19 protein-coding genes, 1 tRNA gene and 1 pseudogene are annotated in these 23,875 nt (G+C 58.8%); 10 read left to right on the top strand and 11 right to left on the bottom strand.

What is annotated here, in order from left to right; all coding sequences use genetic code 11:
* From metH to RM533_RS11040, 3 genes are all read left to right on the top strand, one after another.
* Positions 1–2,613, top strand: a complete 2,613-nt coding sequence (gene metH / locus RM533_RS11050) for a methionine synthase (protein WP_311341290.1) — start codon at positions 1–3, stop codon at positions 2,611–2,613.
* A gap of 162 nt (positions 2,614–2,775) precedes the next feature.
* Positions 2,776–2,862 (top strand) — tRNA-Leu (locus tag RM533_RS11045).
* Between the two features lie 176 nt (positions 2,863–3,038).
* Complete coding sequence (locus tag RM533_RS11040; protein ID WP_432265065.1) at positions 3,039–4,229, top strand: tyrosine-type recombinase/integrase; 1,191 nt, start codon at positions 3,039–3,041, stop codon at positions 4,227–4,229.
* A gap of 99 nt (positions 4,230–4,328) precedes the next feature.
* On the opposite strand, the gene RM533_RS11035 is transcribed toward RM533_RS11040, so the two are convergent.
* The 5 genes from RM533_RS11035 to RM533_RS11015 form a co-directional block, all read right to left on the bottom strand.
* Positions 4,329–5,606 (bottom strand): DNA cytosine methyltransferase, encoded by a 1,278-nt coding sequence (locus RM533_RS11035; protein ID WP_311341288.1) that lies wholly within the window; start codon positions 5,604–5,606, stop codon positions 4,329–4,331.
* Positions 5,607–5,647: 41 nt separating this feature from the next.
* A complete protein-coding gene (locus tag RM533_RS11030) occupies positions 5,648–9,331 on the bottom strand; it encodes an ORC-CDC6 family AAA ATPase (protein ID WP_311341287.1) in 3,684 nt (1,227 codons plus the stop codon).
* A gap of 371 nt (positions 9,332–9,702) precedes the next feature.
* Complete coding sequence (locus tag RM533_RS11025; protein WP_311341286.1) at positions 9,703–9,927, bottom strand: hypothetical protein; 225 nt, start codon at positions 9,925–9,927, stop codon at positions 9,703–9,705.
* Positions 9,928–10,227: 300 nt separating this feature from the next.
* Complete coding sequence (locus RM533_RS11020; RefSeq protein WP_311341285.1) at positions 10,228–10,611, bottom strand: DUF3768 domain-containing protein; 384 nt, start codon at positions 10,609–10,611, stop codon at positions 10,228–10,230.
* Positions 10,608–10,796, bottom strand: coding sequence for a hypothetical protein (locus RM533_RS11015; protein WP_311341284.1), 189 nt, complete (start codon positions 10,794–10,796; stop codon positions 10,608–10,610). Before RM533_RS11015 ends, RM533_RS11020 begins: the two co-directional genes overlap by 4 nt.
* Positions 10,797–11,446: 650 nt before the next feature.
* Here RM533_RS11015 and dcm point away from each other — a divergent pair.
* The 3 genes from dcm to RM533_RS11000 are packed head-to-tail and all read left to right on the top strand — an operon-like array spanning position 11,447 to position 14,443.
* Entirely contained in the window at positions 11,447–12,667 is a 1,221-nt protein-coding gene (gene dcm / locus RM533_RS11010; protein WP_311341283.1) for a DNA (cytosine-5-)-methyltransferase, read from the top strand.
* Positions 12,668–12,670: 3 nt separating this feature from the next.
* Positions 12,671–13,123: a very short patch repair endonuclease gene (locus RM533_RS11005; RefSeq protein ID WP_311341282.1), complete on the top strand. Its 453-nt coding sequence runs from the start codon at positions 12,671–12,673 to the stop codon at positions 13,121–13,123.
* Positions 13,124–14,443, top strand: a complete 1,320-nt coding sequence (locus tag RM533_RS11000; RefSeq protein ID WP_311341281.1) for an MvaI/BcnI family restriction endonuclease — start codon at positions 13,124–13,126, stop codon at positions 14,441–14,443.
* 16 nt (positions 14,444–14,459) lie between these two features.
* Here RM533_RS11000 and mobF read toward each other — a convergent pair whose 3' ends face one another.
* Genes mobF through RM533_RS10975 form a run of 5 tightly spaced genes read right to left on the bottom strand, consistent with a single transcriptional unit; the run spans position 14,460 to position 20,350 of the window.
* The gene (mobF, locus tag RM533_RS10995) at positions 14,460–17,207 is read right to left on the bottom strand and encodes a MobF family relaxase (protein ID WP_311341280.1); all 2,748 of its coding nucleotides are present in this window, start codon (positions 17,205–17,207) and stop codon (positions 14,460–14,462) included.
* Positions 17,207–19,027, bottom strand: a complete 1,821-nt coding sequence (locus RM533_RS10990; protein WP_311341279.1) for a type IV secretion system DNA-binding domain-containing protein — start codon at positions 19,025–19,027, stop codon at positions 17,207–17,209. Before RM533_RS10990 ends, mobF begins: the two co-directional genes overlap by 1 nt.
* A complete protein-coding gene (locus RM533_RS10985) occupies positions 19,024–19,578 on the bottom strand; it encodes a hypothetical protein (RefSeq protein WP_311341278.1) in 555 nt (184 codons plus the stop codon). The genes RM533_RS10990 and RM533_RS10985 overlap by 4 nt, the downstream gene beginning before the upstream one ends.
* A gap of 21 nt (positions 19,579–19,599) precedes the next feature.
* Positions 19,600–20,115: a hypothetical protein gene (locus RM533_RS10980; RefSeq protein WP_311341277.1), complete on the bottom strand. Its 516-nt coding sequence runs from the start codon at positions 20,113–20,115 to the stop codon at positions 19,600–19,602.
* A 43-nt stretch (positions 20,116–20,158) separates the two neighbouring features.
* Positions 20,159–20,350, bottom strand: a complete 192-nt coding sequence (locus RM533_RS10975; protein ID WP_087910441.1) for a helix-turn-helix transcriptional regulator — start codon at positions 20,348–20,350, stop codon at positions 20,159–20,161.
* A gap of 433 nt (positions 20,351–20,783) precedes the next feature.
* On the opposite strand from RM533_RS10975, the gene RM533_RS10970 reads away from it, so the two are divergent.
* Positions 20,784–21,278 carry a hypothetical protein gene (locus tag RM533_RS10970; RefSeq protein WP_311341276.1) on the top strand — a complete coding sequence of 165 codons (495 nt, stop codon included), beginning with the start codon at positions 20,784–20,786 and terminating at the stop codon, positions 21,276–21,278.
* A 26-nt stretch (positions 21,279–21,304) separates the two neighbouring features.
* On the opposite strand, the gene RM533_RS10965 is transcribed toward RM533_RS10970, so the two are convergent.
* Entirely contained in the window at positions 21,305–21,595 is a 291-nt protein-coding gene (locus RM533_RS10965; RefSeq protein ID WP_311341275.1) for a hypothetical protein, read from the bottom strand.
* A gap of 404 nt (positions 21,596–21,999) precedes the next feature.
* Between RM533_RS10965 and RM533_RS10960 the strand changes: the two genes are divergently transcribed.
* The 3 genes and pseudogenes from RM533_RS10960 to RM533_RS10950 all read left to right on the top strand — a co-directional run.
* Positions 22,000–22,785, top strand: coding sequence for a dCTP deaminase (locus RM533_RS10960; RefSeq protein WP_311341274.1), 786 nt, complete (start codon positions 22,000–22,002; stop codon positions 22,783–22,785).
* Between the two features lie 2 nt (positions 22,786–22,787).
* Positions 22,788–23,141 carry a nucleoside triphosphate pyrophosphohydrolase family protein gene (locus RM533_RS10955; RefSeq protein ID WP_311341273.1) on the top strand — a complete coding sequence of 118 codons (354 nt, stop codon included), beginning with the start codon at positions 22,788–22,790 and terminating at the stop codon, positions 23,139–23,141.
* A pseudogene (locus RM533_RS10950) lies at positions 23,110–23,875 on the top strand (hypothetical protein); the annotation flags it as partial. The gene RM533_RS10955 and the pseudogene RM533_RS10950, both read left to right, overlap by 32 nt.

The raw sequence follows: 23,875 nt of genomic DNA, 5'->3' as shown, positions 1-23,875 counted from the left end.
ATGTCACAGATAAACAGTTCGCGCTTTGTCAATATCGGCGAACGCACCAATGTCACCGGCTCCGCCCGGTTCAAGAAGCTGGTCCTTGCCGGCGATTACACCGCCGCGGTCGAAGTCGCCCGCAGCCAGGTGGAGAATGGCGCGCAGATCATTGACGTCAACATGGATGAAGGTCTGCTCGACGCGGTCGAGGCCATGACGGTCTTCCTGAAGCTCATCGCGGCGGAACCGGACATCGCGCGGGTGCCGGTGATGATCGACAGTTCCAAGTTCGCCGTCATCGAGGCGGGGCTGAAATGCGTGTCGGGAAAGCCGATCGTCAATTCCATTTCCATGAAGGAAGGCGAGGAGCAGTTCCTGGAGCAGGCGCGGATCTGCATGGATTATGGCGCGGCGGTCGTCGTCATGGCATTCGACGAGGTGGGACAGGCCGACACCCGCGCTCGGAAGGTTGAAATCTGCCAGCGGGCCTATGCGCTGCTGACCCGAAACGGCTTTCCGGCCGAGGACATCATCTTTGATCCCAACATCTTCGCCGTGGCGACCGGGATCGAGGAGCATGACCGCTATGCGCTCGATTTCCTGGAGGCGGTGAAAGAGATCAAGGCGACCTGCCCGCATGTCCACATCAGCGGCGGCCTGTCCAATCTGTCGTTCAGTTTCCGCGGCAATGAAACCGTGCGCCGCGCGATGCATTCGGTGTTCCTCTATCACGCCATTCCGGCCGGGCTCGACATGGCGATCGTCAATGCCGGGCAGCTCGACGTGTATGATCAGATTGATCCGGTGCTGCGCGATGCATGCGAGGATGTGATCCTCAACCGCCCGGTGGACGGCGATTTGTCCGCGACCGAGCGACTGATCGCGCTTGCCGAAAGTTACAAGGGCACTTCGCCCGAGGCGGAAAAGCAGGCGGCGGAATGGCGCGGCTGGCCGGTGGCGAAACGGCTTGAACATGCATTGGTCAAGGGGATCGACGCGCATGTCGTCGACGACACCGAATTGCTGCGAACGGCAACGGCAGAGGCCGGCGGGCGCCCGATCGAGGTCATCGAAGGCCCGTTGATGGACGGCATGAATGTTGTTGGCGATTTGTTCGGCAGCGGCAAGATGTTCCTGCCGCAAGTGGTGAAATCGGCCCGCGTGATGAAAAAGGCCGTCGCCCACCTCATCCCTTATATCGAGGCGGAAAAGCAGCCGGGTGCACGCGCCAAGGGGCGGATCATCATGGCGACCGTCAAGGGCGACGTGCATGACATTGGCAAGAACATCGTCGGCGTGGTCCTGCAATGCAATGGCTACGAGGTGATCGACATGGGGGTGATGGTGCCCTGGTCCGACATTCTGGCCAAGGCAGTGGAAGCCGACGCCGACATGATCGGTCTGTCGGGGCTTATCACGCCATCATTGGACGAGATGGTAACCGTGGCCGAGGAAATGGCGCGAGCCGAAATGACCATGCCCCTGCTGATCGGCGGGGCCACCACCAGCAAGGTCCATACCGCCTTGCGCATCGATCCTGCCTATCAAGGGCCAGTGATCCATGTCCTCGACGCCAGCCGGGCAGTCGGCGTCGCCTCGCAATTGCTGTCGGATACGCAGCGCGACCCGTTCGTCGCGGACACGGCGGGCGAGTATGAAAAAATCCGCACGACGCGCGCCAACAAGGGGCAGAGCGCCTTGCTGCCGCTGGCAGAGGCACGGGAGAACGCTTTTGCGGCGGACATGGCAGACAAGGCCCCCGCCCCTGCCGACCCGGGCCTGCACGTGTTCGATGAGTGGGATCTGGCGGATCTGGTCGAGACATTCGACTGGGTGCCGTTTTTCCGTGCCTGGGAGCTTGCCGGCACCTATCCTGCCATTCTGCAGGACGAAATTGTCGGTGAAAGCGCCCGCGCGCTGTTCGATGATGCACAAGCCATGTTGCGCAGCATAATCGATGAGAAATGGTTTACCGCAAGAGGTGTCTGCAGCTTCTGGCCATGCCGGCGTGACGGCGATGACGTGCTGCTCGACGACGGCACGCGCATTCCGTTCCTGCGCCAGCAGGTGAAGAAATCGCGTGACCGGGCCAATTTCTGTCTGGCCGATTTTATCGATCCGGCAGGTGACTGGCTCGGCGGTTTTGCGGTTGCAATCCATGGTATCGAACCGCACATCGCGCGCTTCAAGGCGGATCATGACGATTATTCCGATATCCTGCTCAAAGCCCTTGCCGACCGGTTCGCAGAAGCTTTTGCCGAGCGGCTGCACCAGCACGTGCGCACCACCCTGTGGGGTTATGCACCCGGCGAGCAACTGACCAATGAAGCGCTGATAAAAGAGCAATATCGTGGAATCCGCCCGGCGCCGGGGTATCCCGCCTGCCCCGACCACAGTTTGAAGCCTATCCTGTTCAATCTGTTGCAGGCACAGGAGCGGATCGGTGTCACGCTTACAGAAAGCCAGGCCATGCTGCCCACCGCGGCGGTAAGCGGGTTCTACTTCGCGCACCCCGAAAGCCAGTATTTCGGCGTTGCGCGCGTTGGTCCTGATCAGCTGGAGGATTATGCAGGCCGGCGTGGAGTGGATCTGCCAACGGCAGAACGCTGGCTGCGCCCCAATCTGGATTGATGCGATTCAACTTTCATTTAACAGACTGCCAACATGAAAACCGGATTAAAGCATGACGGCGTGACTAAGATCTCCGCGTGGGCATTGACAACACGCCTGCTCCTTGGCTAACGGCTGCATCCTACCTCAAAGGTTGGCCGCAAAGCCGCATTTGAAATCTGTGCCCAGATGGCGGAATTGGTAGACGCACCAGCTTCAGGTGCTGGCGCTCGCAAGGGCGTGGAGGTTCGAGTCCTCTTCTGGGCACCATTTCAGCGTTCAGCGATGTCCAAGCATATTGCATAAATGGCGGATTTCTGCCATTTTTTCTCCGGTCCTGGTGATTGGAGTCCCATTTTGTTCCACTGTGTTTTGCATCGACTGGGGGCCTCAATGGGGGCTCATTTTGGCGAATGTATGTTCGCGAATCTGAGCGAGGCCCCCAGATGCCTCTGACGACTCAGCAGGTTCGCGGGTTCAAGCCGCAGGAAAAGCCTTACAAGAAGGGCGATGAGAGAGGCCTGTACCTCCTCGTGAAGCCGAATGGCTCAAAGCTCTGGCATCTCAAGTATCGCTTCGGCGGCAGGGAAAAGAAGATGCCGATTGGCGCTTTCCCGGAAGTCGGCCTGGCGCAGGCGCGTCACGAAAGGGATCGCGCGCGCTTGGCAATAGCGGATGGCATCGACCCGATGCGGGAACGCAAACGTGAGAAAGCGCAGATCAAACTCGGTGCAGAAAACACGTTCGCATCTGTGGCGCAGACCTACATCGAGGAAAAGATGGTCCGGGAGGGGCGGGCCGAGGCGACACTTCGAAAGGCACGCTGGTTTCTTGATCTGCTCAAGCCTGCCGTAGGAAACATGCCGCTCAATGATGTTGATCCGCAGCTGATGCTGGCGGCGCTCAAGAAGCTGGAGGCGAAAGGCAATCTGGAGACGGCGAAGAAGTGCCGGTCGTTTGCAAGCCGGGTATTCCGGTTCGGAGCGGCCATGGGACTTTGCGAGACTGATCCGACCTCAATCCTGAAAGGCGCGCTTGTTTCGCCAAAGGCCCGGCATTACGCGGCGATCCTCGAACCTGAGAAGCTGGGTCAACTGCTCCGCGCGATCGATGGTTACGAATGTTACCCGGTTACGAAGCTCGCGTTGCAAATCGCGCCTCACATTTTCGTGCGGCCAGGCGAACTCCGTCACGGTGAATGGGAGGAGATCGACTGGGACAAAGCCACCTGGACGATTCCGGAAGGCAAGATGAAGGCTCGCCGCACGCATGTGGTGCCGTTGTCTCGACAGGTCTTGGAACTGTTTCGTGAGCTCAAGTCGATTTCCGGCGGGAAGGGATACATTTTTCCGGCCTTTCACACCCGGCAACGGCCCATGAGCGAGAACACGATTAACGCGGCCTTCCGCCGCATGGGTTTCACCAAGGACGAAGTGACGGCGCACGGTTTGCGTTCAACGGCATCCACGATGCTCAACGAAAGCGGCTTGTGGCATCCAGATGCCATCGAGCGGGCGCTCGCCCATGGCGACAGCAATGCAATCCGGGGCGTCTATAATCGCGGGAACTACTGGGATGAGCGCGTCAAGATGGCTCAGTGGTGGAGCGATAATCTGGACAGGCTTCGAGAAGGTTAGATAAGCCGCTACTGCCGCGTTGATTAGCGGGTACCTGATTTGACCCTGCTTAGCCGTCGCTTGTCTTACAATATACTGAGCCCAAGATCTTACGTCCGTTCAACCGGCGGCGGGAGCGGTCTCGTATTCGACATCTTTTTGCTGATTATCAGCCGGCCCAATGGGTCCAACAAAGGGTGGCAGCTGCACTTCTGCAATCTTTCCGAATGACAATCCGTCAGCCTTGTCCGTGACGGATCGACAGCCCGACAAATTTTCCGGATGCGGCTTACTCGCAGTAAATTTGATCTGCGTCCTCAGATGCTCAAGTAGCACTCGACCCAGATTTACAGGAACGGCGTTGCCGATCTGGCTACCAGCAGCGATCAGCCCGCCAGTAAAGATGAATGAATCTGGAAAAGTCTGGATTCTGGCTGCCTGCCGGAGTGTAATACCGTGATTCTCCACTGGATGAACAAAGCGACCTTTCGACGGATTAATACACGCAGTGGTCATCGTGGGCGCGGGCTTTGCCGGATCGATTCGCCCATAGACATCGTTATGCCCGTCATGACCTTGGTGACACTCCAGCACACGCCCTGACTGATGGCGGCTTCCGCCGTTGGCGGGTGTACGGGCGAACGCGGCGACGAGCTCGGCGCTGTGGTTCATGTGCAGATCGTTCGGATCACCTGCAGCGGCGGGTAAAAAGGCAGTGTTGCAATCTCGCCAAGGCAAAAGGCCATTTTCCCCATTTGGAGCATGGGTCGGCAGAGGTGGCCACGAAAGGTCTCTCTGTACGGCATCCGGCGTGACACCTAGGATGAACACGCGGCGGCGACGTTGGGGGACACCGTGGTTGCGGGCGTCGAGCACTATTGGCTCCAGCATACGGTATCCGGCAGCCCTACCCTCGTCGTAGAAGCGGGCGAGGGCCGCATCGTGCCGCGGCCACAGCATTCCAGGCACATTTTCCATAAGGAAAGCGCGCGGCTCGAAAGCTCTGACGAAGTCAAAATAGGTGTGGATGAGGTCGTTGCGCTGATCGCTCACCCCGGCATCCTTCAGACGATGACTTGAGAAGCCCTGACAAGGCGGGCCGCCCAACATCAGGTGAACTGGACCACGCCTTTTCAGTGTCTGCCGGGCAAGGAGGCAAGGATCGAGCTTCCGGATATCAGCCTCGATGAGCCTCGTGGCCCGACGGCCACGCACCAAGTTTCGGCGATAGGTAGCGGCAGCATGGCGATCATGTTCGATCGCTAGCGACACCTCAAAACCTGCCTGCTGCGCGGCTAGGGAAAAACCACCAGCGCCAGCAAACAGATCGACACACCTCAGTGCAGGAAGTTCCCGCTTTCCAATCGTACTACCCCCTTGTCCGACCGTTAACGACACGAACCCCTAACATTGGTGGAAATTATGGGCTTTGTCGAGCATCATAGGGCACTGGTTGGGTTTAGGCTACGCTCCACTATGTAGTAGCGGGTGGCAGTGACACCCTTGGTAAAACGCGGTTGGTCGAAAGCCTCCGGCTTTACGTACCACACTTGGCTGACGGGCAACGCCGCAGCTACGATGGCCGCAGCGGTCGCCTGCATCTTGTTGCCTGTTAAACCTATCTCATAATCAAGGCCGCCATGCACAAACCAGCCCTCATGCTGGCGGGCGAGTATCTCCACGAGCTCGGCAAGATTTCCAGCATCGGCGGATACGACAATTCCACCTGGAGTATCCTCCAGCGCAACTCGCGCTGCAATCCCGCCAACTTGCGCGCGAGATGTTGCCGCCGCATCCGTAATGATTTGGACCGCGTCATATTCTCTTTCAGCGGCAAGGTGCAGCAGCCGTTCATGACGAGGTGATGCGAATGCTGACAATGCACGAAGTCTCGTTCCGTCTGTTTCAGCCTCAAGGAGAGGCACGGATTGATAGGGCCCACTCTCACCCGTCAGCACGTTCCGCAGTTCGGTCAGCAGCAGATGATGGTCCGAGGCTCCATATGCCTCTAGGACTACGCGCAGGTCATCCTCGAGGGGATAATATTCCGCGGCACCCGTGTAGGCTACGACCAGACCGTGTGGAGAACGAAGCCCTGCCCGAACCGCACTAAAAAGCGCTGGTTTTGCGAGGCCGGTGACATCGACCAGTGTACGACCAGCCAAGGACGGGCCGGATCCCGCGACAAACGCGGAATATGAGACTTCCTCAAGGTCAATTCCGTAATCGGATGCCATCTCGCGCATGGTGTCACCATGTCCCGGATTCTCATAAGCTATGGCAATTATGCGCGACGGTCGCATGATCGCTAGTGTGCGAGACAAAGACTCGCGGGTCCTGTCCTCGAATCCTAGGCCGGTTATGAGATCGTCCACCTGCAGATTGGCAAGTCCATCCGTATCAATCTCCCGGACGGCTGGCGCTGGCGGAAGAATTATGGGGACTACGTCGTCAGCTGGCGCGACAGGACTATCCGGGAGGCTTTCCAAGAAGTTCATCTGTCGGCCTAATGAAACTTCCTCTGCGAGATGGGCCGAGAGATGTCGCGGTTCTTCTACTTGCGGCTCTTCCTCCGATTCCGCTTGGTCGCTGCTGCTTTCTGGACCAGCTGTGGAAAGATTGCGTAGTAGCACCTCCTTTCCTGAACCCGGTTCTTCGAGCCATCGTTCGAGATCCTCGCCGGAGAGCTCGAATCTGTCCCGGTCGGAAAGGCCAATGAAGTTCGCGAGGCCGTAGATTTTCCTGAACGTAAGTTTGAACTGCTGAACCGGGTCCGAATCATGCGTTTTGGTTCGAGCGGTGCCTCCGGTGAACACAAAGACACCAGCGTCCACCAGCTCACGCAGCCTGCTCATTTGCTCCTGCATCTTCCCTGCTGTCACCCGGACGTACAGAGAAGTATACTGGCGGATTCGGCCAGTGGGCTTCCCTCGACCGGACTCCATCAACAGTTGGTGGGATGCCTCGGCAAACTGCAGTGCGACCAGTTTCAAATCGCTACCGCGGCGGTCGAGGCTGTATAGGTGGCGCGCACAGAAATCTTGGAAGACCTCGTGTTGCCGTTCCGGCTGAACGGGAAGCGCGAGCTTCCTGCCCGTTAGGATTTCCTGATAGATTTGGATCACGGCACCGATGTCTCCGACGCAGACACCTGCCAGTGCCCGAAGGCCGTGATACAGGCGTTTGCGTTCGCGGGATCGGGTCTGCGTTTCGGCGATAGTTCGCGCAATGGATTCGAGATCAGTATCTCCGAGGACATCTGCGGAACTTTGCCCGGGGTGCCCTGGAAAAAGCCGTGCGCGCGCATCGAGGATTTGTGTAACGAACGTTTTGCCGCTTCGAGCCTTGAGCCGAGTTTGAACCTCCGCACCTAGATCGAATGTGGTGAAGTCCCGGCCTGCTGCAGCCGGATGCACCTGGCCCGGGGACTTAAGACTCAGAAAAATGGTCTGCGCCTCCGACGTCAGCTTGAAAGCACAGAGGGGATGCTGGAAAAGCAGTGCGGAGAGCAGATCCTCGATGCGATCAGGATCTAGGTAGCGCGTTGAGACGTCATCCAGTAGGAAGAGAATTTGGGACTCGTTCCAGATTGGAGCAGCCCGCCGGATTGCCTCTGCAAGTAGTGGGAAAGCCGTATTCGGGTTCGTAGCTAGCCGAAGTCCTGAGTCGCTGCGGCTTACGCGAATTAGCAGATCACTGAGGCAACGTTCGAGCTGCTCTACGGTCGATGGCTGCGGTAGACTTGGTCGTGGTGTGAGAGATTCGGACACCGCGTGAAGCAGGCCTAATCCTGCATTAAGTGCCAAGGCGTGACCATCAAGGTCCTGCAGGTGCGCCATAGCGCGCGCTGCCTGCACTGCATAGGCGACCAGAAGTCTTGCAAAGAGTTCCTCAGTCGAAGGCCGGTCGGCTTTTGGGTCAACCGGAATAAGTCGTTGCGCGGAAACAAAGAGTCCGATGTAACCGTCCTCTGTCACCCTCTTGAGTGCGTCGGCATCCTCTTCCTTCGGAAGAACTGTAGCGCGAGCATGAAACTGCAGTGAATGCAGCAGCATCGTCTTTCCGCACCCTCTCATTCCGGTCATTACAAGAGGGCCGGGCGAGCTGACCTTCTTCAGCCAGGCGCCATCGGGATCAACGATTAGCTGTGGCACATACCACGCGTTAAGCGTCTGGGCGTTGTAGGATTCCGCAAACGTCCGCAGTACCGTCTGATTTCGCCACGGACGCCAAGCCTCCGCCGTGCGATGATACTGTTCTCTAATCTCCGCAATGACGTCGGCAGCTGACGGCGTCCGCTGATTGACGGTCGCTGCAGCTAAGCCTTGCGCGATTCCGTGCAGTTTCAGACCCACTCGCTTGTCTAGGTCGGGTGCTGTATCGCCGCCAGCCAGCAACCGGTCAGCCATCGCATGAATGTGCCGTCCGATCCAGTGGAGGTCACCGGTGTAGCCCTCGCCCGACCGGCGGTCTCCGGCCGCAGAACCGAGGTCGATCGCTACGGCTCGGATGGCTGGTTCGATCGCGTCCGCGCGCCGGCGTCCAGGCGGAAGCGTCTCGATGATGATATTCGATGCATGAAGGTCATTGTGGTTGACTAGCTTCTGCTCAAACTCCTCCTTCATCCGGAAGAGGTCGCAGGCGATCTGTGCTGCTTCCGCCGCAGTTAATGGGCGTGCACCCGAAAGGTACCGGTTTAACGTGTCGCCATCGGCAAACTGCAAGACCGCAACGTGGCAGGGCAGGCTTAAACCAGAGAAATCGATGTCGACGTCAAATATGTCGTCTACCGCGACAACATGGTCTGCCCCATCCGCCACTGCTGCGTGGCGTTCAGCCTCGGCAGCAAAGTCCTTCCCGAACTTCGTGTACATCGCCACGGGTGACACTTTAAGAACTCGGAGCGCCCTGTTCAGGCCGGTTCTTGGTTTGGCGATGAATGTCGCGGCGTAAAAGCCCCGGCCGAGAGGCTGCACGACGTCGAAGTTCCCAATTTGCACAGGTGATGAGACCAAGGGAAAGTCATAAGTCCGGCCGCAATCAGGACAGGCCGCGTCGATGCGTCTTATCTCCTGATTGTAGTCAGGGCAGGTGAAACAACAAAATTTCCCGATCTCAGACACTGACTACCTCCACGCCGATAGGCGCTTCCGTTACGCCGGCAGCCTCCTTTTGGTCATTGTTGATCGAAGCTTCAATGTTTTCGCGTGGTTGCGTGCTCAATCCTTTCTTGCGGCGAACGGACACGAGTCGTTGGCCGTGGCTCATTATCGAACCAAGTCGAACAAGGAAGATCAGAATACAGGTGCGACCGGAGAGGTTATGCTGGCTGAATTGTTTCGTTCGATGAGGCGCGAATATATTAAGAGGTTGCCCGCTGCAGGACAAAACACGCTGCTGTACTCAGTAGACTCGCATGCTTTCCGCCTTCCATATTTAATTTCTTATTGACGGCTATAGGCATATCGCCGCCCTTCGCGCCGAAGGCCGGGCGCTAAGCGCCCGGTTCCTTCTTCTCGTCGTCCAGCGGCGTTCTCAGGACGATCCGGCCATTGATCGGGACCACTTCCAGCTGAAGCGAGAGGCCTTTACGATCGCGATGGAACCACGCGGCTCCGATGCGAGTCCAGAATGCCTTGTTGCCCTTATTCGCGACATGCCAGGCGAGGAAGTCCGGCGGATTGGTCTCCTGCACGGGTGCGGTATTGCTGCGTGCCATGATGAATTCCTTTCGTATCTGGTGGCTCGTTGCACCAAACGGGAAGGCCGCACGGCCAAGGAAAGGGTTCATGTCCAACACGGGTGAGCGGAGCGAACCGGCGCGGGCCGGACATTGAAGGCGATCCGAGTGCGGCCAGTCAGGGTGCCCAAAACGAAGCCGACATAGCGAGGCGAATTCTCGCACGTGCTGCACCGCGCGAAACCAGACTGGACACCGGTCGAATTCGGTTTGCAGTTCAAACAAGCGCCAAGGAATGGATGAGAAGCACACCGCATCCTGCGGCGCGCTTCTCGTTTTTCAGTATTCCGATGCCAGCATCATCGTCAGCACCCGCCGCGTAACGGCAGGATCGGCCGGGTCCTCGCTGCCGAACCGCAAGTCACGGTCGTAGGCATCGATCTTCCAGAACACGGTATCGGCAGGCCGCGCCGGTCGCGTGGTCGTCCAACGGCCATCGCAATCCTGATAGATTGCCCCGAAATCACGTTCGCCGTAAGGGTCGTTGTCCGGTGTGAAGGTGTCAAACGTCTCGACCAGTTCGCGCACACGCGACTGATCTTCATCTGACAAGGCCCGGAAGCCTTCGGTTGCTACAGCAACGCACGCAAGGCCCATCGCCTGCCGCGCCCGGTCATTGAGCTGTGCTATCTGCTCGCTGCGGGAAAGACTGCCAGCAGTCATTGCACCACCCTCACGCCAAGCTCACAAATATCGACCAGCTCGCCGAAATCCTCGCGCTCGCCCAGTTCCTCGGCCAGACGCTGCACCGTCCCGAACGGCAAGCCGTTCTCGTTGGCCAGCATCCGCAACCACTCCTCGCGGCACTCGGCCCCGCAAGCTCGGTAGTTCAAGATCAGGTCGCCCATTTTCTGCCCTCCTTCGGCTGAAAGCCGCATCCGACACGCGGCATGCGGCCTGCCTTCCGGCGAGGATGGGAGGGGGAGGGAAAACCGGAATCGATGCCCTGGCGCGGGCCAGCGGGCACAGCCCGCCACACGGGGGCGTCTATTTCCGGTTTCGGGAACGAGAGGGCAAAGCCTTTGGTGTTCCTGCCAGGGATCGCCCCGCGATCCAGCAAGAACGGCACCCTTGCAACGGCGCGAAGCCGACGGAGGTCCTGCGCGCGCGATCAGTGCGCCAGCGGGCCTCCGGCAATGAGAGAGGCAAGAGTGCCTGCGGGTTAGCTCAGGAATGCCGCGCCCTCAGGAGCGCAGAATGCGCGGGACAGAGCGCGTCCATCGGGAATTCCCGCTCCGATTCGAACTGCTCCTGATCGTCACCCCGACGGGACGGGACTACAGGCCCGGTTCGCGCCAGCGGATAGAGCAGGTCGCCCGCAAGGGCAGCCCCTTAAGGCTCTACTCCAACGCACTCACAGCGAGCATTCAAAACCAGCTTGAAAATGCTCCACAGATTCGGCAGACACGCATCGAACAAATTGCGAACAAAATTGCTTCGCAGGGTTGCCATCTGGGATTAAAAACGACACTGTGTCGTAAATTGTCCCAGAGGTAACATGCTCAACGAATTTGCTGCTCTCCGCGTCCGCGCCGGTCTGTCTCTCGACGATGTTGCCCGAATGACCGGCTATAGCGTCCGTCACGTGCAGCGTTGGGAAGCGGGGGACGGAAAGCCAAGAGAGGCAGCTGTCAGAGTGCTGCACTCTATGGCTTCTGTCGGCCCTGTCCAGACAGGCAGCCGGTTCAACTTCATCGATCTCTTCGCGGGGATCGGCGGAATCCGGAAGGGCTTCGATGCCATCGGCGGGCACTGTGTGTTCACCTCCGAATGGAACAAGTTCGCCCAGGAAACCTACGCTGCGAACTTCCGGGACAATCATCCCCCGCATGGCGACATTACGGCCATCGGGACTGACGAGATTCCGGATCACGATGTGCTGCTGGCGGGTTTCCCGTGTCAGCCGTTTTCGATCGCCGGTGTTTCCAAAAAGAACTCGCTGGGTCGCAAGCACGGTTTCCTCGATGAAACGCAGGGCACACTCTTCTTTGATGTAGCCCGCATCATTAGGGCAAAGCGGCCTGCGGCGTTCCTTCTGGAGAACGTGAAGAACCTCAAAAGCCACGACAAGGGCCGCACCTTCGATGTCATCCTGCGAACGCTGACCGAGGAACTTGGCTATAAGGTCTGGCATCAGGTGATCGATGCGCAGCACTTCGTGCCGCAGCACCGTGAGCGGATCGTGATTGTCGGTTTCCGCGAAGCCGTTCCGTTCAGCTGGGACGACCTGAAACTCCCGCCAAAAGGAAAAGTACGACTGAGCAGCATCCTTCATCCGGAAGACGGCTCGGAGAAAGCCGAGGCTCCGTACACCCTTGGCCCGGATGCTGTCGTGAACGGGAAGTATACGCTGACCGACAAGCTCTGGCAGTATCTCCAGGGCTATGCCGCAAAGCACAAAGCTGCGGGCAATGGCTTTGGTTTTGGTTTGGTGACACCCGATGATGTCGCGCGCACGCTTTCAGCCCGGTATTACAAGGACGGGTCGGAAATCCTTGTCAGTCAGGGGCCGAAAAGCAATCCGCGACGCCTGACGCCCCGCGAGTGCGCGCGGCTTATGGGCTATGGCGACGATTTCCGCATCCCCGTATCGGACACGCAGGCCTACAAGCAGTTCGGCAACTCGGTGGCAGTGCCGGTTTTTGAGGCCGTAGCCAGCGTTATGCAGCCCCATATTCAGGCTCTGGTCGAGCCTGTCAGGGGAAGCAAAGCGGCCTGACGAATGGCTGACGTTCACGACGTTGCCACGCGCAGCCGGAATATGGCGGCGATCAGAGGTGCAAACACGAAGCCGGAACTTCAGGTCCGCCAGGCTTTGCATGCGGTCGGTCTGAGATTCCGGCTTCACGCGAAGGAATTGCCAGGCAAGCCCGACCTCGTTTTCCCGCGTCACAAGGCGGTGATCTTCGTCCATGGCTGCTTCTGGCACGGGCATGATTGTCACCTCTTCAGGATGCCCGCGACACGGCAGGAATTCTGGGCGGACAAGATCGGGCGCAATGTCGCCAACGATAAAAAGGCTGCCACAGCACTTCGGACCGATGGATGGCGCATCGGCGTAGTCTGGGAATGCGCGCTAAAGGGCAGGACGAAGCCTGATTTTGCTGAAACTATGCAGGCACTTGCCATGTGGGTAAGATCGGCTGAACCATCGATCACGCTCAGGGGCAATTAGTTGGCCGGATCACTTGCACAATTGCTGGACCTCCTTCGCCATCACGGCGCAACCCGTATCTATGCAAAGCGTCTCGCGCCAAACGACAATTCAAAAAACCAGGTCTATCTGGGCGGTGACTTCTCGGCTCTGAACATCATTCCGCATGGCGAGATCTACAGCGATGATACCGAAGTCGCCCGGGCCGTGCGCGACCGTGCCAAGGCATCTGTCGACTTCTACTGGGTGAACGGGGACGGGCTTCACCATGCCCCCAACACGGGCCTGATCCTCTATCCCAAATATCCCGAAGTTCGCATGTCGGGCTTTCTTCTGGGCTGCAAGGCAGCACCATCGGATATCATGCGGGTAAGGGATGAAGGCCGCGTGCTGTTCTTTGGCATCACGCGCACCGGTTCAGTCGTGGGCTATGCGGTATCTGGCGATGACCCGGTAGCGAGAGAACTGGTCGCCCGCGAATGGCCGATGATCGGCGTATTCCTCGAACTTCCCCTTTCGCTTGATGATGCGAGGGACCCCCGCGAACAGCTGCTTGACGAACTGCGCCGGATATACCGGCTGAACTGGATCGCATCGCAGAAGCTGGCGGCTGACGGAACCAAGGCTCCCTATGCTGCCCGCAATGGCGGTGGCTATACGCTTGAGGCCGAACTTGGTGTCACTCCCAACGGCTATGCAGAGCCGGACTATCTGGGCTGGGAAGTAAAACAATACGGCGTGCGCGACTTCCTGTCGTTCAAGGCGAAATCGCCGGTCACGCTGATGACGCCTGAGCCCACCGGGGGCATTTACCGCACAGAGGGTGTCGATGCTTTCATGCGGCGCTTCGGCTATCCCGATCAGTCCGGGAAAGCTGATCGCATCAACTTTGGTGGCCGGTACGACTGCCAGCGTAAGCACCATTTGCTGACCGGCCTGCGGATGACGCTGACGGGCTATGATGAGATAACCGGGAAGATCACCGATCTCGATGGAGAGCTCGTTCTGATCAGCGACCGGGATGAGGTCGCAGCGACCTGGAGCTTCAAGGGGATGATGGCGCACTGGAACCGTAAACATGCACAGGCGGCCTATGTGCCATCACTCTTTCGCACCCCGCCTCCCGAATATTGCTACGGTCCTGAGGTCCTTCTGTGTGAGGAAACAGACTTCCTGATGTTTCTCCAGTCCTTTGCCAGAGGACAGGTCTACTACGATCCCGCCATCAAGCTGGTGAACGCGTCTACAATGACACCTGAGATCAAGCGCCGGAGCCAGTTTCGCGTTTCGCACAACGACCTCACCGTACTCTACAGGCGGTCTGAAAAGGTCAGTCTGTAAGCTGCATAGCAGCAAATCAGCCCAGTCCGGCGCCCATCGATTTCGACTTTCCGGCCTCGGGAGTGCTCGCGGTCATGGCCGTCTGCTTCTCGCCCGCACGCTCACAGATCGCGCGAACGAGCCGGTCCTTGTCGTCGGTGACAACGACGGCCTCGGCTTTGGCGCGCGACAGCGCGACATAGAGCATCTTCTGGTCGACCAGATTAGTTGAGCGGCTGTCCGCGTGGATCAGGACACGCTCGGCGGTCTGGCCCTGGGCGGCGTGGGCTGTCTGGACATAGGCATGACGCAAATGAGCGTCGCGGGGATCGGAGAGATCGAGCTTTTGATCGCGTCCATTGGCAAGCTTCACCGTTGCCCGGCCACGGTCGGAATCGATACGGCTGACGGTACCGCCAAGACCGTTGACCCGCCCAGCCTTGCGGTCATTGCAGGTGAACTGCACGCGGTCGCCGGTGCGAAGCTCCATCGGTTTCGGTTCGAACACTTCGGCTTTGCCTGCACCCCACTGCCGGGGCTGCCAATCCAGCGAACGGCCTCCGCGACCTTCCAGAACGATGCGCCCGCGCTCGGGATTGATACCTACAATCGCAAGGCTTTCGCCCCGGCGCACGCCCTTGGCGGCATAATCCCGGCTGAACCGGACGACATCGCCGACGGCATAGCTTGCTGCCTCGCGCGCTTCTGCACGGGTTAGACCTTTCGCTTCGAGCGCATCGAACCGCAGCGCCTCTGCCGACAGCTCGCGGCGCTCGAACAGCTTTGCGCGGATTATGCCGGTGAGCCTGTCCCGGCCCTCGCGCGATGGTTCGATTACGAGCGTTCGGGCACGCTCTGCTGGCGACAAGGCCATATAGTGCCGAGCCATCGCGCCAAGGCGCTCCTCCGGCGTTGGGCCTTCGATCACCTTGCCGCCGCCGCGTTCCAGCGCGGCCAGCGCCTTGCCCGCATGGCCTTCGATCGAGGCCATGACGGCTTCGCGGGTGTCGGCATTGGTCTGCCGGACCACCTCGGCAAGTTTCGCGGTCGCCATGCCCGTCTGCTGCAACTGCGCGAAGGCAGCACCTGCACCGACCGATCCCAATTGCTTGACATCACCGACCAGCACGAGCCTGGCTCCTGCCTTGTCGGCGCGGGTCATGAGTTTCGCCATGTCGTGCGCCGAGAGCATCGAGGCTTCATCGACGATCCAGACAGCATCCTTTCCCACTGTTTTCGCCTCGGGTGCGAGCAAATGTCGCGCCACGGTGTCACCGCGCAGGCCGAGCGCTTCCCCGAGCACGGTCGCCGCCGATGCGGTTGGCGCAAGCGCTGTAACCGCAAGCCCGTGTCTCCGCGCCTCGCGGGCGTAGGTTGCAAGCACGGTCGTGGTCTTGGCGGTCCCGGCATAGCCCTGGACAGCAGCGATGCGGTCGCGTGAGGTGAGCAAGTCTGCGGTCGCGCGCTTCTGTTCTTCGGTCCAGACATGGCCGGATCGCGCCGATTGGCGCGCTGCGCGCTCGATGGTTCGCGCTGCGGTCACCGGACTTGCGAGTGATTGGGTCATGCCGCGCCCGGCTTCGGCAAGGCGCAGCATCGTGCGCTCGGTTGCGATGGCCTGAGGCGTCGTGAACCCGGCAAACTCCGCACCGCGCCGGTCGAGGAAGGTGCGCGGGACAAGCTCGCCGCGCTCTCCGGCCTCGGCAATTGCCGCGCTAATTGCGCCGTGCCCGGCCTTGCCGAAAGCAAAACCCCCTGCCTCCCGCGCGAGGGTGCTGGCCGAGAAGACTGCTTCGCGCTCGGACAGCTTGGCAGCGGCCCATGTCACTGCCTGCCGCGCCAGCAATTCAAAGTTGGCGGTTGCTTCGCTGCTTTTGACCCGCTCCCTCGCTTCGCCGACCAGCTTTTCCTGCGCTGCCTTATCGAATCCGTTGGCATCGGCTGTTGCTCGCCAGTCGGCGCGCAAGGTGCGATGATCGGCATGGCTCTTGGCTTCCCGCGTATCGAGCGCCGCGATCTGCTTTTCGGCGGCGCTCGCCTCCGCGCGGCTCGTGCCGCGCTCGGCAAGCCGGGCATTGATCGCAGCGGTGCGCTGGCTCAGTGCATCGATGGCCTTGTCCGGAACGCCAGCAATCTCGAATAGCGAGTCTTTCTTCTCCTCGATCCGATAGCCCAGCACCGCAACACCATGCGCCAGCTCCTGCCGGTAGATCGCGCCGATCTCCTTTTGCAACTGGTAGAAGGCCCGCGGCTCAAGGCTGCGCCAGTTGCTATCCCTGTCCTGCGTGGCGTTGATCACGACGGCATGGGTGTGCAGCTGCGGGTCTTGTGCCCGACTTGTGGCATGGCGGAAAGTGGCGATGGCGAGATTGCCGGTCGCCTCGCGCCGGACTTCGCCACCCTGCCTGATCCGGGTTGCCGCCATGTGCTTCTCGACATGGGCGAGCGCCAGTTTCACCGCTGCGCCATGGGCCTTGACGAGCCGCTTGTCGCCAGCGACCTCGGCCATGATCGAGACCGATTTGGGCGCGGAAAGGGTGATGTCCCAGCCTGGCCGGTGTTCGACCTTGCCATCACGGGTGGTGCCGAGTTGCTGTCCGGCCATCCTTCCTTCGAGCAATTCGGCGAACTTCTCGCGGTCGACTTCGCCGGACAGGCCCAGCTTCTCCGCCGCCTCGCCAAACCATTCGGACGGAGCCATGCCGCCTTCAGCATAGTAATCGTCGGCTTCGTAATAGCTCGCCGCCTGACCGGCATTTGAGAGAGCCGAGACCGATGCGACCACTATACTGGTCCCGGCTTCACGTCGGGCTCGGCTCCTTTCGCGATTTCGCTGACCCGGCTCCACAGAGTGCCCGCCGGATCGCCTGGCACGTAACCGGGCTGACGAGGCTCGCCGCGCCGGGTGATATGATCAGCGGTCAGACCGATACGCGCGACCGGCAGACCATCGGGAAGCAGCAGATAGCCCTGATGCGGACTGAGCCGCAGTTCACTTTCAAGGACGGCGGGACGGAATTGTCGTTGGGTGGCAATAGTCGTGCGCGGCACCTCGCTGCCAATCGACAGCGTGTCGGTGGCAACGCGCATTTCGATCTCGCACTGGCCGATGGTCTCGCTCGCCCATTTGCGGGTTTCCTGGTCGACGGTTTGCAGGAACAGCTTGGTGTTGCAGCAGGCGAGCATGGCCTCGGCGATGTTCGCGCCATAGCGATGGCGCATCTGCCCGAGCGCCTGGAAGGTGAGCACGATCGCCGCACCGAACTTGCGACCTTCGGGCAAAAGCCGGGCAAGGTTCTCGACCTTTGGAAGGTCGGCCAGCTCGTCGAGCACGAACCAGATGCGCCTGTCTGGCGATGGCGACAGGCCCAGGACGGCGCTCGCGGCGCATTCGAGCCAGCAAGCCATGAGCGGCTTGGCCGCCTCGAAATAATCCTCCTTGCGAGGGACGAAGATCCACGGTCTCGCGCCCTCGCATTTGTCCAGGCTGGTGATGAATTCGCGGAAGGTGAAGCGGTCGTCACCTTCATCTTCGACCTTCAGAAACTGGATCAGGTTTGCTGCCTTGGCGAGCATGAAGAGCACGCTGCCGGTCGCGCGGTCAGCGTCGTCGGCAAAAGTGCGGGCTGACGAAGTATGGCCGAGCCAGTCCTTCAACTCTTCCTTGCTCTTGACCTGCAAGGCTTCGAGCAGGGCTTCGAGGCTGCAGTTCTTCTCAGCCCACAGCGAGCGCATCATGTTGGCGACCAGAATGCGGCTCGTCTCCAGCCAGACATCGTCATCCTGACTGCCGGTTTCGGACACGAGCTGGCGGGCTATGCGGTCGGCATCGGCGGGGTGCGATATCTCGTCAAAGGGCGACCAGAAGGTGCAGCGCGCATCGAAGGGATTGAGGATGATGTCGCCGCGCGCGGGGTTGTAATAGTGGGCGATGAACTCGCCCGATGTGTCGTAGACCAGCGCCGCTTCGCCGCGCCTCTCGATACCGTCGAGCATCTGGCGAAGGGCAGTGGTCTTGCCGCTGCCGGTGGTGCCAAGAAAGGCGAAGTGACGGGTCTCGATCCGGCGTGGAACGGGGACCGGCCCAATGCGCAATGCGTTCCTGCCACAAAGCAATGTCGTTTGCGCAGCGACATCCTCCTCATCGGCCAGGCGCGTGCCGCCGATCACCCGGTCGGCGAGGGTATCCTTGCCCTGCTCAAACATCGATCGTTTGACCACAAACGACAGGAAAATACCGAGGGCCAGCCCCGCGAGCGCACCTCCAATCACCTGCTTCACAGTCCAGAAGAAGTTCGCGGCAGTTGCGGAATCGCTGGCAATAACGGAAGCGGGGACGATCAGCCTTTCGCCGTTGACGGTGATTCTCATCTCGAAGTCTTTGCTGGCGAACTCCCCCAGCAATGAGAGTACCTTTGCTCCAATGAAGTGACCCACAGCAGCTATCTCTTCTGGACCAAGCCGGAGCAGCGGGGTGATGATCGCTCCTGCGAGGCAGCCGAAGAGAAGGAGCTTGGCAAAGAAGCCGAAGCGCTGCTGCCAGTGCGCCATGCGCACTCGCCATAAGGCGTGCGCCCGGGTGACAAAATCAACGTTGGAATTCATGGCTCGATCTCCAGGGCAAGCGAGCGCTGGCGCTCGAAAGCGGCGCGCGCTTCGGCTGCAATTGTCTCGTCGGACTTCTTCGTCCCCAGCGCTGCATGGCGGGCGTAAGCGTAGGCCGCACAGGCAGTGAAAAGGGTGCGGTCGAGCACCCGTTCAGCCTCGGCCAGTCGCTCCGATATGGCTCCGATCTCGCGCGCCAGTTCGGCTAGATCGGTCTCCTTTTCGGTGCCGTGCAGGACCGAAAGGAAGCCCGCGTCGATCACCTTCAGGAGCATCGCATACTCCGACACTCCACGCCGGTCGGCGATGCTGGACAGCGAGCGAGCCTGCGAAGGATTGAGGCGGATGGTGCGCTTGATGTAGCTCGCCATCACCACCTCCCGGGCGCGCTCGAAGCGCGCTCCGGAAATGGCAGAATTGCGACGGTCTGAACGCATTGCCTGAGCGAGCGCGCTATCCGCGCGCTCCAGAAACCGCAGAAATCCTTGATGCACCCGTGCGTGGGGTGTGTATGAAAATTGCGGGTCCGATACGCAGTATCGTGGCCCCATATTTCTCCAGTCTTTCTCAAGTCACTTGGCATGGGCGTCTTGCTCCATGCTTGCCGTTGGAGGCGTCGCAGACAGGATCAGATTTTTGGCTACATGATCGTCGTAGTAGCGGTCGCGCGACGGGCGGCGGGGCAATTGGCGACCCGCCATATCCGGGTGTGTAAACCAGCTGTAAAGGACCAGATCGATGGCAGACCGAACTTCATCTGCAAGCTGGTTGGTCTCTTCTGGCGTGAGATCCAGCCACCCGAATTCGGTGCGAAGCTGGCTGCCAAGGGGATACCCGGTTCCGTCTCTGCTCCGGTAGATCGGTCCCTCGACGGTGAGACAACAATCTTGCCCCTCAAACCGCTCGCGGACCGGGCGCTCGTACCAGAGCCAGGGCTGTAATGTGTGGCGGCGGGCGCGCCCATCGGCATTGTCTTCAATAAGTAGCTCGACGAATTTTGCGGTACGCTCTTCTTCGTCGCTCGGAAGGCGGGCGATCAGCCAGCCATGCTTCTGCAGGGCAGCGTTGATCAGGGAAAGGATAGACATGGGGGAGATGCTTTCTGCGGGCCATTGCCCGCCGTGGTGGGGGTCAATAGCTGCGCAGGGGGAGGGCCTCGATCCACTCCTCGATGTCAGTGGAACGCCAGCGGATACGTCCGCCGCCAATGTCTATCGGATGAGGAAAGGCACCCCGGCGGATGCGTCGCCAGATCGTTGTCCGGCTGCGAATGCCAGTCAGGCGCATGACCTCATGGCAGGTGAGTAGTTCAGTATTCGGCACGACAGATTCCTTTGCTTCAAGGTTCTGTCACCGAAGCCGTGTTCCCCCACGACGATGGGTTGTCCTTCAAATTGCCGTTGCGAACCGTGCGATAAGACGTTCAACTCAGCGCCACCAAGCTTCGGTGACGCGAGCAACGCTATGCGAATCGCAATGATGTAGGAAAGAACAAAAATAGAACAAATGCCGTTCCGCATTGGCGGGTGGACGATGTTGGATCGCTATGGACAGTCCGGGACTGAAAGAATTTTTCCCGCTGGTGTCCGCTCCGGGCCAATGCAGGACCGATTCTACTGTTCTGGTGCAGCGGGAGACCGGTTTTCACGCGAATCGCAGCTTGAGCCGATGTGACAAGCAAACGCGCTTTCGCTTTGCACGTTGATGCGGACATGCAAAGAAAACGCGAAAATCTTTACACGTTAGCGGATTTGGGATGCAGCAACTTGGGCCGGACAATGCCATCTGGGATGATGGCGAATGGATCAGCTGGGATGAGATCAATGAGCAAATCCAGTACAAGGAATGGCGGGCAAAATATCCCAATGCCGATCTGTCGCTGGTCTCGATATTCGAGGATCTGATCTGCACCGCAGAGCAGTATCACATGCACACGGGCAAGCACCTACAGGTGTATGGCGATATCGGAGAACTCTACGGGGCGATCACGCATGGCATAAGGCTGCACCGCAACTACGCTCAAGGATCTGACGGACGGCTCGGCAATGACCTGGTCGAGGTCAAGACAATCACGCCATTCAAGAGCAATGACCGGGTTACGCTGAACCTCAAACGGAACTTCAGCATGGTGTTTCTGGTCAAGATAACTTCCGACTTCGAGGTGCGCGGGAAGCTCATTCCACGCAAGGCCTTGCCCCGTGTAAAAGGTGACAAGCTGGTTCTTGAATGGGCTGATATTGGGACTGTGTGAATCCCGAATTCAGTTGTCCCTGGCTTTCAGGGTGCCAGAGGTAACGGGTACCCGGCCATGTCCGCAAAGCGACGTGCGACTGCCTTCACCTTGGCCTCATCGACATCCATTTCTGCGATAAAGGCCAATTGATCTGCCGGTGCAATCTCCGAGAAGAAAGCAAAAGCAGCGGCATTACGTATCTGCGCGCTTGAAGGGTCTGCAATTAGCGCTGCGAGCTGTTCAGCGGATTGCCTGGTCCGATAGGGACCGTTCACTGTTGCCAGCACCTTTGCGGTTAGTTTGCTCATCGAAGCTCTGACCTCATCAACCCTCACTGAGCAGGATGCATCCGCGTGGATCGACAAAGCAAGGTTGGTCGATGAAATGTGGAGCCAACGGGCATTTATCCCGCATATATCGAAAACTGGAAATTTGCGGGATAAATCTCAGCGATGGCTTTCATCCAGTCATTCTCTGTCTTGCAGAAACGCCCACTCATGATCATTCGCACGCGCTATGACGCGTGTGTCGAGGTCGAACGCGAGATCCGCGCGATGCCATACGGCCCAAGCCGGAGATCACCATTCAAACGAAAACGTTGGGTAGACGCATCCACGTTGCCGGAGAGCCATGCTTGAGGACATACCTCGAATGCAAAGTGCCAATCGCACCTAGGCTCTTTTATCGTAACTTTCGAGGTCCTAATGCGAAGACAGGCTGAATTGGTCTTACAGACCACTTGGGGGGCATCATGACAACGCTAAGCGACAAAGAGCTCGAAGAAGAGTTTAAGCAGGGAAATCTGATCAGGAACCCAAATACAGATATGCTGGACGGATCGTCCTATGAGCTTCGTTTGGGGGACGTCTATTATGACCTGACTGAAGGAAGCAAACGCTTCAAACTGCAGGCGGGACAAAAGGTTTTGATCAAGCCGGGCCATCGCGTGGTTTTGATCACTGAGGAGGAGCTTGACACTCCAGCTGATATTGCTGTTCGTGTAGTCAGCAAAGGGTCGTTGTTCGCAGTCGGCCTAAGCCCTGTCGCGACATACGCAGACCCAGGCTTCAAAGGCCGGCTGGGAATTGTCACACAAAACATAAGCGATAAATATATCGAGCTTCCTCAAGGCGAACCGATCGCCAAGGCGGAGTTCAGTGAGCTGACAAGCGAAGCCACGCGACTTTATGAAGGGCAACATGGCTTTCAGATGGAAATTTGGCCAATCAAAACACATCTACAGAAAACGCACGGTGAAGTGGCCAGCGACCCTCGCGTGAAGCCGGAGAAGGAAGAAGCGCTCGACCTTCTACCTGCCGCAACCGCAGCTGTAATCAGGCAGATGGAAGCAACCCAGTTCTGGACAAACATCGGATTATTTGTCGCGATAGTTTTGAACGCGCTTTTGATTTTTCTGGTGAATGAGAAGGTGATCGAGGGCCTAATTGGGATAATTGCCAGTCTCATTGGCACTGCCGTAATCGCCATCGGGACGCAGTTGATTAAACACGTCAGAGGAGCCTGAGTATGGACCTTTCTGCTATCATCGAGAGGCAAATCAGCGCAGATGAGCGACGCGGCTTTCTTGTTCGCTTTGAGACGGAGCGTCAGCAATATGAGCAATTGACGCATGATCTCGTGGGTCTTGTCGGTGAGGTCGGAGAGTTTGCAAACGAGCTGAAGAAAGTAGGATTAGGGCTAGATAACGCGAAGTATGACGGCCCGAGCCTCGAAGCGGCCGCCCTTCACATGCGCGAGGAGCTCGCCGACGCTGCGATTTACCTCATGCGTTTGTCAGCAGGGCTTGGCGGCGATCTGGAAAAGGACATTCTCTCAAAGATGGACGAAAATGACGGTCGATACCGCTCATTGGAACGCTAAACGCGTTTACTTTCTAGGAGTTAATACGGGTTTCGTCTCCGATGGGGAGCCTGATGCTCGATATATCGATTTCTACCGCCAACGCAGTTCTGCGCGCCTTTATTGCGCGATAGTTGGAAACGTCGTGGTGCCAAATGGCCACGGGAGCAATCGATCGACGGCTTTTCTTGGACCAGAACCTGTTTGGTCTGAACTTGCCTACGCGATATGCGAGAAGGGGACCCTTCCGGGTATACAGCTCGCGACTGCGTGGGATGGATACGAGGGCTCTCGCAATTTCCTTTCGGCTGACGGCGACCGGGTGATACCTCGGGCGAAAGTCCTTGTGCGCGACTTTGGTATTGCTGGGGTTGAGGGCGTGCTCAGTTCCTTCAACTCCGCCGCCAATCTTGCCGTCGATCATGGCTTCGCGCACATTCAATTTCACGCTGCCCATGGATACCTGCTGAGCCTGCTAATCGACGAACGAATTTGCTCACAAGCAGAACGAGTTCGCGAGGGTTTGGCTCGCATTTCCGAAGGCCTGCGCGACCAAGGTGTAGAAACTTCCCTTCGCATTTCGATGCGAACGGGAAATATAGATTTTGATGGAAATGGCTCCGAGAAACTGCAGGACACATTAGCTGAGCTGCCCTTCGATCTTGTCGATCTCTCATCCGGATTTTACAATATCAATAAGCGGTTGATCTATCCTTCTCGTGAAGACGTAGTCGCAGGAAGACTAGCTGAAAGCA

The organism is Croceicoccus esteveae (genome assembly GCF_031846435.1).
In the GTDB taxonomy this organism is placed as follows: domain Bacteria; phylum Pseudomonadota; class Alphaproteobacteria; order Sphingomonadales; family Sphingomonadaceae; genus Croceicoccus; species Croceicoccus esteveae.
This window is presented reverse-complemented; position numbering and strand designations above follow the sequence as displayed.

What these genes read in the sequence shown, in the direction of transcription:
- metH (WP_311341290.1), top strand. Translation starts at nt 1, where the DNA reads ATGTCACAGATAAACAGTTCGCGCTTTGTCAATATCGGCGAACGCACC.
- RM533_RS11040 (WP_432265065.1), top strand. Translation starts at nt 3,039, where the DNA reads ATGCCTCTGACGACTCAGCAGGTTCGCGGGTTCAAGCCGCAGGAAAAG.
- RM533_RS11025 (WP_311341286.1), bottom strand. Translation starts at nt 9,927, where the DNA reads ATGGCACGCAGCAATACCGCACCCGTGCAGGAGACCAATCCGCCGGAC.
- RM533_RS11020 (WP_311341285.1), bottom strand. Translation starts at nt 10,611, where the DNA reads ATGACTGCTGGCAGTCTTTCCCGCAGCGAGCAGATAGCACAGCTCAAT.
- RM533_RS11015 (WP_311341284.1), bottom strand. Translation starts at nt 10,796, where the DNA reads ATGGGCGACCTGATCTTGAACTACCGAGCTTGCGGGGCCGAGTGCCGC.
- dcm (WP_311341283.1), top strand. Translation starts at nt 11,447, where the DNA reads ATGCTCAACGAATTTGCTGCTCTCCGCGTCCGCGCCGGTCTGTCTCTC.
- RM533_RS11005 (WP_311341282.1), top strand. Translation starts at nt 12,671, where the DNA reads ATGGCTGACGTTCACGACGTTGCCACGCGCAGCCGGAATATGGCGGCG.
- RM533_RS10990 (WP_311341279.1), bottom strand. Translation starts at nt 19,027, where the DNA reads ATGAATTCCAACGTTGATTTTGTCACCCGGGCGCACGCCTTATGGCGA.
- RM533_RS10985 (WP_311341278.1), bottom strand. Translation starts at nt 19,578, where the DNA reads ATGGGGCCACGATACTGCGTATCGGACCCGCAATTTTCATACACACCC.
- RM533_RS10980 (WP_311341277.1), bottom strand. Translation starts at nt 20,115, where the DNA reads ATGTCTATCCTTTCCCTGATCAACGCTGCCCTGCAGAAGCATGGCTGG.
- RM533_RS10970 (WP_311341276.1), top strand. Translation starts at nt 20,784, where the DNA reads ATGCAGCAACTTGGGCCGGACAATGCCATCTGGGATGATGGCGAATGG.
- RM533_RS10955 (WP_311341273.1), top strand. Translation starts at nt 22,788, where the DNA reads ATGGACCTTTCTGCTATCATCGAGAGGCAAATCAGCGCAGATGAGCGA.